Source organism: Microcystis sp. M53602_WE12 (assembly GCF_030065455.1).
Taxonomy (GTDB): domain Bacteria; phylum Cyanobacteriota; class Cyanobacteriia; order Cyanobacteriales; family Microcystaceae; genus Microcystis; species Microcystis aeruginosa.
Genome location: NZ_JASJFB010000800.1, coordinates 1 through 8,234, shown reverse-complemented (window position 1 = coordinate 8,234; position 8,234 = coordinate 1). Strand labels below are relative to the sequence as shown.

The window sequence follows — 8,234 nt, the reverse complement described above, 5'->3', positions numbered from 1 at the left end:
ACTCGACCGACCCAACTGCAACAAAAAGCGTTAGATTTATTGGGAGTTTCCCTGATTTGTACCCAGTAACGGGGCGGCGGAAATTCTCTTAATCCCTTCTACAGCACAGGTTATGGCTTTTTGTCAACGGGGAAGTCCAGTAATAACAGTTTCATAAAGAGGTGATAAATAATTTTTTCTCTCGATCAGCAGCAAAAGCCAAACAAGCTTTGATATCCTCGGAAGTTAATTCTGAAAAATCCTCAAGAATTTCTGCTTCTGTCATTCCTGCTGCTAAATATTCTAGAATATCGTACACAGTTATACGCATTCCTCGAATGCAGGGTTTTCCGCTGCGTTTTCCAGGTTCAATGGTAATAATGTTTTGGTAACTCATAATGCTTTAATTATTTGGACTTTCCCAATTATATCTTATTTGATGACAGAGATCGCACTCCACCCCACCGACAAGAACGATCACCCTTTAACTTCTTACCACTCTTAGGGTGTAAAGTGCGAAAGCATAATGCACCAATTTAATAATAAATTTGCTGCGTGGGGTGCGGATTGTTAATTTTGGTTTTTGATCAGAATTAGTAGCCGCAAACACGCACCCTACAAAATTAGCAGATTAGCTATCTTAATCGGGATTTCTCCAATCTCTGAAATTACTATAGTAAAGAAATTCTTGAAAACCTTCTTTGATTTTAGCATCTACATCCGTTCTAGCTAATATTGTTTCGATAATTGCTCCTATTTCCGAGTCAATTGTTATTCTAGCTAATGCCGTCAAAAGTCCAATAATTTCCCCTTCAGCCTTATTAGCTAGTTGTTGAATAATGGGTAAAGTTTGAGGATTATCTCGCCAATAAGTTACTAAAGCTTCAATTGCTTTCCATTCACCCTTATTAGCTTGTTGTTGAATAATGGGTAAAGTTTGCGGATTATCTCGCCAATGGGTTACTAAAGCTTCAATTGCTTTTGATTTACCCCTATTAGCAAGTTCTTGAATTTTAGATAATGCCACTGGGTATAGTTGAGCAATTTGAACCAATGCGTCGATAATAGGTTGTTGTCGCCAACTGGTTGCTGCAGATTGAGCTATTTTTTGAAGCATATTCCATCCGTTGGGATCACCTTGCCAATTTTTTACAACACAAGAAATACTTTTGTCTCTGTTTTTCTCCCTTTGTCCCCACCGGTTTCCAGTATCATATTTTTTATAATAACTTATATCTTTATCATAAAGCCTTTCTAGTTGATTTAACAATCGCTGACTTAGTTCAACATAAATAGACTGGTTTCGCAATTCTCCATAACAATCTGCTGCCAAAAAAAGATGAGCAAATCCCTTGTCTTTTTCCTCCATATCAATGAGATAATTAATTAATTCTTCAGCAACTTCTTTGGGAAATTCTGCACTTAGCATCCCCATCAATAAACATAAAACTTCTTTCCAAACAGGATCTGAACAATGTTCTCCAAATACTTTGGTTTTCAATTCCTCAAGAGTAATTCCGTCTGGTAATCCTCGTTTTTTAAATCTTTCATAAAACTCGCAAGCACAAAAGTATTCTAAAAAAGTTCGATGAACAAAAGCAAAAGCATTGCCACCTAAAGAACAAAGAATAAAATTACGATAGCGCAGTTGTTTGATAATTAAATCAGTCAGATCACTAGCCACTCGTTTGTTAATTCCTGTTTTTTCAAGATATTGAGTCAAAACATTTTCTAATTCTTCCTTATAGATTAAATTAGCAGCTAACCCTTTTTCTCCTGCTTGCATGGCACTTGCGACTAAACGCAGAATGTCCCTTTTATCTCTTAGATCAATATTGTAAAGATATTTTTTCAGTTCAGGATCAATTAATCCTTCCTTGGTTTCAAAATCCCATTGATGTAATAACACCTCTGACGCTTTTTCATAAAGTTTTGAGCGATCTCTTGGTAATTCTTGAGTTCGATTTAGAATAGCCATCATCGTTAATAATAAAGGATTTCCTGCTAATTCTCGAATCGCTTTTGACTCCTTAATTGCCTTTTGTAAACGTTCTTGTTTTTGGGTTTTATCATCTCGATTTTCAAAAGCTAAATCATGCCAACGTTTGATAAAATCTTCAATCTGATCTTTATCTAAATCTTGGATCATAAAATGGTCAAAACCAGCATGATTTAATTCTTCTGCTTTATATCCTAACCAGCGAGAAGTTACTATAATTGGCACTTGAGGATATTGAATACTAAAACGTTTGATATCCGTGACAATTTCTTGTCTTAATTGAGGATTAAAAACTTCATCTAAACCATCAAAAAGCACAAGAGCCTGACCTTTTTTAAGCTTATCATCTAAAGCAAGTTGATTGAGATGACAAATCAGATTACCTTGATGGAAAAATTCTAGAATATTCTTACACTTTTTTTCATCCTTATCTCTGGCATAAATACGCAATTCTATCAAAAGAGGAAGGGGAAGCAAAACACGCTGACTGAGTTCTTTTTCAGCCCAATTTAAAGCTAAATACTGCAATAAACTCGATTTTCCCGCCCCCGGATTACCTAAAATTACGGTTCTTGGGTATTCAGAAGAATTGACGATATTCAAAACAGAATCTAATTTTTCATTGACATATTCTTGCCGTTTTCGTTCTAGTTCTGCTTGAGTAATTTCTCCCCTATCTACAAGTTCCTGCAGCACTTCTTTAGGTAATTCATAAAGTTGAGGAATAACCCGTTTGTATCGTCTCACATTTTGCGGCACAAACATTCGCCAGAGTTTGATTTGCTCATAAGTCGTTGTGTCTAAACATTCTAATTTAAGATGGCCATATTCCTTTTTTAATCCTTCCGCATAGTTATCTAAATTATAATCTGTTTTAACTCCTGCTATTTCTTGAATATTTTGGCTATCTTTATTCTGTAACTTAACTAAAAAAACGGCTCTTAGCTTTTCAGAATTTTGAATAATTTCCTGAGTTTTTCTCAAATAAAATTTACCTAGTTTTTCCCAGTTAAATTCAGCAGGTAACGGGGGTAAATTGAGTCTTTGCCAAGATTGAGCTAACCTAAAAGTATCAAGGATTTGACAATCAATATCAAAAGCATCCCCTAAAATAGGTTTAACTTGGTCATCTTTAATAAAAGTCTTGAGAGGTTTTTCAAAGTTTTTAATTTGATCATCTTCCAGATCGGCCATTTCTAACTGTTGCTGAAAGAGTTCTAAAAACTCCTTCATTGCTTTGCCATAAGCTTCTTTTTGAACATCTTTTTCAGGTAAGTGTAACACTTTACCTAGACTGTTTTTAAAAAATTCCTTTACGTAATCTTTTGCACCCTCTTTTGCCAACTCTTGCATTACTGAAAGAACAAGCGAACCTGCGGCTGGAGTAACCCCCCAGACAATTAACCAGTCAATCATGGCGATAAACTTAAGATTCTGTGGATACTATCTAAGCTTACCAACTTTAATCGTTTTTCGCCTATCGTTCCGACAAATGAAGAGAACGATTTAAAATATCCTCAATACCGTAGGGACAAACGGGGGGAAACTCTAATCCCGTCTCTCTAAAGGCATCGGCACAAGCAACAGCATAGAGTTTAAATAGGCTTTCATCGGTTAAATATCGCTTTAAACTGGGGCTATCGTCCAAATAAAGCCTAATATTAGCTCTTTCTCGCTGAATAGTTCCCAACCAACCCCTGGATCGCCGTTGAGGTTGATAGTCCCACTTTAATAAATGATGCAAAATTAATCTGAGACTAGCAAGTAAGCGATCGCGCTCCCGTTTCGACAAATCCCGCACCTCTTCGACTAAATTCTCAATATCTAACTCGGAAAACCGACCGGAAGCTAATAAATCGGCCATTTGTTCGGCCCAAAGTCCAAAGTCTTGCTCATAGGATGCCGTCATCGATTTATCTCCTTCTAAGCTCAATTAACATTATATTGAACCTCTTGCATAATTAATTTTTGATGGTTCAAAAACAGCAAAAATAAGGATTAAATTAGCCAAAATCTGTAAATTATGATTAATTGATGACCGGGAAACTGGTATCTTTTCAAAGATCGCCGAACCATTAACGGGTTTTGCGTCTTCGGATGACATTATTAGAATAACGAGAAGGTTTTGGCCGGGGTTCTTTTCCCCCTCCTAATTCGCGACTAACTTGCTGGAAAATATCCCGTCGCAGCACAGGATATTCCCCTATCCACTGGTCGAGTTGGGGAAGATGGACATCAGAAAGCTGATTGATATCCCCTAAATCGGGGTCTCGAGACATTAACAAAGCTTCGGCCACCATCCCGGGACGGATCGATTTATGGATGCGTTTGAGGGGAGCGCGAACGATCGCCGAAAAGCCAGTTTGATCACCGATTTCTAGATTAATACAGCGTTGGCGATTTTCGATAATCTCTAATTCCCCGCGTTTATTGACCCTTTCTTCTTCCCCGATTAATTCCTCGGTGACAAAAGCATCGAAAACGCGACCGCGCCAAAACCCCCCGTAGGGAAGACGACGATAGGTATTATTGCGAACACTGGCCCAATAAACCGGACCCCAGAGCCAATATAAACCGGCGATAATGTCGAAAATCAGTTTAATTGTTAAACCACCCGGGCCGAATAAATTACCGATTAACCAAGCTGCGGTGAGAGCGATGATAGAAATGAATAAACGGCGCAGAAAATCAGACCATTTACCCCAATAGTGAGCGTACTGGGGACCTGTGGCGATAATCGGGACAATTTGCTCGATCGATTGACGGGTAAGGGGAACCAACATTATCAGTTATCGATTATCAGTTATCAGTTATAGTGTGCCTAATTGATTCGTGAATGGGTAGGCTCTAGAAGTCGGGTGTCGCTTGACGGCAAGCAGAGGACGTTTACCTTTCATTTAGGCGCGCTATATCAGTTATGACAGCGTTTCTCATAACTAGATGAAGTGTAACCTAATTTGGTATCGACCACCGACTTCCCAAAAGGAAAATTTTGTACCTCACCACTAAGATAAATGCTATAGTTTTGGGGAATTGTCTATATGTTGGTTGCCATTCATCCCATCGCTAAAAGCTCAGGACTTCTGGCGAAATTTCAGTTAAAAATTAAATCCCGCAAGAAGTCCGATGAAACAATCTATAATAAAATCAATGCTGTTTTGTTCCCAAAGACTGCCACCATGACTTCTTCCCCGGTTAAATCCTTAAATTCTCAGGCTGTAACCACTCAACATTTACCCCCGTTAGAAAATGGGGATCGCTTAATTCGTCCCGAATTCGAGCGCCGTTATCAAGCTATGCCAGGATTAAAAAAAGCCGAACTGATCGAAGGAGTTGTATATATGGCATCCCCATTAAGGTTTAAATTTCATGCTGAACCCCACGGACGTTTAATCACTTGGGTGGGAGTTTATCAAGCTGCTACCCCCCAAGTACAAATGGGTATTGAGCCAACAGTCCGCTTGGATATCGACAACGAACTACAGCCGGATGGGGTGTTATTAATTAGTCAAGAAAGCGGGGGAAAATCAACCCTAACTGTAGAGGGATACCTAGAAGGAGCGCCGGAATTAGTGGTAGAAATTGCCGCTAGTAGTGCCGCCATAGATTTAGGGGATAAAAAACGTGCTTATCGTCGCAGTGGCATTCAAGAATACCTTATTTGGCAGGTATTTGATCAAAAGATTGATTGGTTTAGTTTAGAAAATGGCGATTATATTTCTTTGTTACCCAACCAAGAAGGGGTGATTTGCTCTCTAGTATTTCCGGGTTTGTGGTTAGATATTTCAGCCATGCTCAACGGCAATATGTCACGGGTGTTGGACATCTTAAAGGCTGGAATTAACTCGGTAGAACATCAAGAATTTATCCAAAAGTTAACTGCAGCGCAGTCGGGGGAAGCCAAATGAAACCTCCAGCTATTCTGATTTTAGGAGAAACCAGTATCCCCGTTGCTCGTCAAGTGCAAATGGCCCTACCGGAAGCAGTGGTTTATGGGTTAATAAAGCGTACCCAGTCGGCTGATTTTACCTATACTAATTTTGGCGAAACGGTGCGAGAATTTTTCCAGACGGGAACGCCAATTATTGGCATTTGTGCGGCGGGTATTTTGATTCGCACTTTAGCACCTTTATTAACTAATAAATGGCAAGAACCACCTGTATTAGCAATCGCAGAAGATGGCAGTGCCGTAGTGCCTTTGTTGGGGGGTTTACAAGGGGTTAATGATCTCGCTCGTCAAATTGCCTCGGTTTGGCAAATTTCTCCCGCAATTACCACCACTGGTGATATTAGATTTAAAACTACTTTATTATCGCCACCACCGGGTTATCAGTTAGTTAATCCCGATGATGCTAAGAAGTTTCTGTCCGATTTATTGGCGGGTGAAAAAGTAAAATTAATCGGTGAAGCGGACTGGTTAAAAAATAGTAATTTACCGATTTCATCAGCAGCAAAACTGAGCATTGAGATTATCGATAAAAATAACTTAAACTTGGCAAAACCTAGCACTGACTGTTTAGTTTATCTGTATGAGGAAAGCCAGCAAATTAAGGAAAAATCCAGTTTGTCCCCAGGGGATTTTGCCCAGGAAAGTCAAGGTAAATTAGCCATAGTCGGAACTGGACCTGGTGCGCTAAATTGGATGTCGCCGGAAGTTCGAGAAGTATTGGAAAAAGCCACGGATTGGGTGGGTTATAAAACCTATTTGGATTTGGTAGAATCCCTGCGAAAACCAGAAATTGTCCGCCATGAATCGGATAATCGGGTGGAACTCGATCGCGCGGAAATGGCCCTAGATTTAGCGGCTAAGGGGCGATCGGTTGTCTTAGTTTCTTCCGGAGATCCCGGAATTTATGCCATGGCCGCGGCCGTGTTTGAGGTATTAGAAAAAAAAGCAAAACCAGCATGGGATGCGATCGCCATTCAGGTCTGTCCGGGGATTTCGGCGATGCAAGCGGCGGCCGCCAGGGTTGGCGCACTTTTAGGACATGATTTTTGTGCGATTTCCCTATCGGATATTCTCAAATCTTGGCAGGTGATTTCTCAGCGCATTGAGTTAGCGGCCCGAGCCGATTTAGCGATCGCATTTTATAATCCTGTGTCTCAAGAGCGCACTTGGCAATTGGAGAAGGCAAAAGAGATTTTATTACAATGGCGCTCGCCGCAAACTCCTGTGGTACTAGCGCGTAATTTAGGGCGAAAAGGGGAAACAGTGACGGTGAAATTCCTAGAGGATATGACTATTAAAGATGCGGATATGCGAACCATAATTTTGATTGGATCGAGTAAAACTCGCCTGATTGAGCAGGGTAAAAGCAAGCAATGGGTTTATACTCCACGTCACTATTAAGTAGGGTCTGCGGCAAAAAGTTTCTTGGTGGGGGCAGGGTGTGGGGTGTAGGGTGTAGGGTGTAGGGTTTTACCGATTTTGAGGGGGTCAATTACCTAATTTTCAGGTAAAAAGTCCCAGAATTTTCCACCCGATCACTCCGGGATCTGGTACTTTTTGGTTTCCAAAAAGTCTAAAAGTCTTACCCAACAAGGTTTTTATATTTATTCAGCAAACCCTAATTACCAGTTACTGTTTACTGGACGGCTACGCCGTGCCTTTGGCAACACTGAAAAAAGCTCCCCTCCCTCCGTATCTGGAATGGACGCATAGGTTTATGTGATTGTCAACATAGATTTGCGAACTTTTTTGTCGAAACCGGATCTTAAACTTTAAAAATAGGCATGATGGGAATAGTTGGGATCGAGGGGGTGGAAAGACGGATAAACTGGTAGCTTTGTACTTACACATACTTGGCGATATCAGGAATTCACGCTACTCTAGGTATCGGGTTCTTTACATTTTGTTACTTAACATCCGTAAACAAACCTGGTTCATATACTTTATACTCTCAAAAAAGAATCTTAAAAAAGTATTAAGGTTTTATAATTGAGCAGTGTTGTCAGGAGGAACATTGTGTTTAAACGACTTGCAGAACAGCATCGCCAACTGGTCAAAGACTTGGTCATGGATTTACAGGCCTTAGCGATCGCACTAGAAAATCAAGGTTATCTAGCATCTTGCTACACCTGTGGCGGTCAAATGAACAGCGCATCCTTTATGGTCGGATTGGGTGAAACCCATCTAATTCGGTTTCTCGTGTCCGATTACGGCATCACCTGGACAGAAATGCGCGATGATCGAGAGTTAATGAAACTCGAAGGTGCGGAAGCCATCAGCCAACTACAGGAATTAGCCAATCTGATT

Annotated in this window: 7 protein-coding genes; 3 read left to right on the top strand and 4 right to left on the bottom strand. The window is 40.2% G+C overall.

Annotated features, from left to right (window positions below):
* Positions 1 to 151: 151 nt before the first annotated feature.
* The 4 genes from PX482_RS24460 to PX482_RS24445 all read right to left on the bottom strand — a co-directional run bounded on the left by PX482_RS24460 (position 152) and on the right by PX482_RS24445 (position 4,761).
* Positions 152 to 376 (bottom strand): DUF433 domain-containing protein, encoded by a 225-nt coding sequence (locus PX482_RS24460; RefSeq protein WP_002745983.1) that lies wholly within the window; start codon positions 374 to 376, stop codon positions 152 to 154.
* A gap of 243 nt (positions 377 to 619) precedes the next feature.
* Positions 620 to 3,394, bottom strand: a complete 2,775-nt coding sequence (locus PX482_RS24455; RefSeq protein WP_288096123.1) for an NACHT domain-containing protein — start codon at positions 3,392 to 3,394, stop codon at positions 620 to 622.
* Positions 3,395 to 3,455: 61 nt separating this feature from the next.
* On the bottom strand, positions 3,456 to 3,887 hold the full coding sequence (locus PX482_RS24450) for a DUF29 domain-containing protein (RefSeq protein WP_288027172.1): 432 nt from the start codon (positions 3,885 to 3,887) through the stop codon (positions 3,456 to 3,458).
* 166 nt (positions 3,888 to 4,053) lie between these two features.
* Positions 4,054 to 4,761 (bottom strand): DUF8619 family protein, encoded by a 708-nt coding sequence (locus tag PX482_RS24445; RefSeq protein WP_002740014.1) that lies wholly within the window; start codon positions 4,759 to 4,761, stop codon positions 4,054 to 4,056.
* A gap of 258 nt (positions 4,762 to 5,019) precedes the next feature.
* On the opposite strand from PX482_RS24445, the gene PX482_RS24440 reads away from it, so the two are divergent.
* From PX482_RS24440 to PX482_RS24430, 3 genes are all read left to right on the top strand, one after another.
* The gene (locus tag PX482_RS24440; protein ID WP_004159337.1) at positions 5,020 to 5,886 is read left to right on the top strand and encodes a Uma2 family endonuclease; all 867 of its coding nucleotides are present in this window, start codon (positions 5,020 to 5,022) and stop codon (positions 5,884 to 5,886) included.
* Positions 5,883 to 7,328 carry a precorrin-3B C(17)-methyltransferase gene (gene cobJ / locus PX482_RS24435; RefSeq protein WP_004159339.1) on the top strand — a complete coding sequence of 482 codons (1,446 nt, stop codon included), beginning with the start codon at positions 5,883 to 5,885 and terminating at the stop codon, positions 7,326 to 7,328. The genes PX482_RS24440 and cobJ overlap by 4 nt, the downstream gene beginning before the upstream one ends.
* Positions 7,329 to 7,943: 615 nt before the next feature.
* On the top strand, positions 7,944 to 8,234 hold a 291-nt coding region (locus tag PX482_RS24430; RefSeq protein WP_288123148.1), incomplete at its 3' end, for a DUF1815 family protein.

Coding starts and splice junctions, on each gene's coding strand:
- PX482_RS24460 (WP_002745983.1), bottom strand. CDS start 376: ATGAGTTACCAAAACATTATTACCATTGAACCTGGAAAACGCAGCGGA.
- PX482_RS24455 (WP_288096123.1), bottom strand. CDS start 3,394: ATGATTGACTGGTTAATTGTCTGGGGGGTTACTCCAGCCGCAGGTTCG.
- PX482_RS24450 (WP_288027172.1), bottom strand. CDS start 3,887: ATGACGGCATCCTATGAGCAAGACTTTGGACTTTGGGCCGAACAAATG.
- PX482_RS24445 (WP_002740014.1), bottom strand. CDS start 4,761: ATGTTGGTTCCCCTTACCCGTCAATCGATCGAGCAAATTGTCCCGATT.
- PX482_RS24440 (WP_004159337.1), top strand. CDS start 5,020: ATGTTGGTTGCCATTCATCCCATCGCTAAAAGCTCAGGACTTCTGGCG.
- cobJ (WP_004159339.1), top strand. CDS start 5,883: ATGAAACCTCCAGCTATTCTGATTTTAGGAGAAACCAGTATCCCCGTT.